The sequence below is a fragment of the Streptococcus sp. XMC genome, from assembly GCF_021341835.1.
In the GTDB taxonomy this organism is placed as follows: domain Bacteria; phylum Bacillota; class Bacilli; order Lactobacillales; family Streptococcaceae; genus Streptococcus.
This window is the reverse complement of the sequence record NZ_JAJTNQ010000018.1, coordinates 1-702: the sequence shown is the minus strand read 5'-3', so window position 1 is coordinate 702 and position 702 is coordinate 1. Positions and strand designations below refer to the sequence as shown.

Here is a 702-nt window from a genome sequence, read left to right as displayed (position 1 = left end):
CTCTAGCTCTTTTACAACTGAACCTTGTGCATCTACATGACGATAAATAACAATAGCTTTATCATCGCGTTTTACTGGTGCTTCTGGAACTTCTTCGTATTCATAAATAATTGTCTGCTTTTCTTCATTAACTTTTCCACTTTCAGGAGCTGACCCAACTTTATGCCCAACTAATTTATAAGTCTTGCCATCCTTAGGAATTTCAAGTGGTTTAAGAATAGGGGTATCTGATGTATAATTTGTATCAATCGGTTCATCTACTGATACAGGTTGTGAACTTTGAATCTCAGTATCAGTCCCTTTTATTACATATTTTACAACAACATCACCTGATTGTTTATAAAATCCAGAATCAATTGTCCAGTCGTTAGAGTTTTTTATTACAACTGTTGTCTCAAGACCATTCGAATCCTTAGATTCATCTGAAGTTCCTGCTTTTTTAGTTGAAACAAATCCTTCTGGTGTTTCAAATTTTACTTTATATGTGCCATTATAGACTTTCGAGAAGTAATATTGTCCTTTGTCATTTGTTGTAGTTGTAGCTATAATCTGTCCCTTATCATCAAATAACGAAACTTTTACATTTGGAATCCCTGATTCACCTTCGTCTTGGATACCATTTCTATTTGTATCATTCCAAACTAAATCACCTAAAGCGTATGGGAGGTCGGCTGTATTATAGCCATCTTCATCAGGAGCAGC

At 34.9% G+C, this 702-nt stretch carries 1 protein-coding gene; it reads right to left on the bottom strand.

All coding sequences use genetic code 11. From position 1 onward, the window contains the following. The coding region (locus LXO72_RS10130) for an SdrD B-like domain-containing protein (protein WP_233332607.1) at nt 1-702 on the bottom strand (702 nt) is incomplete at both ends.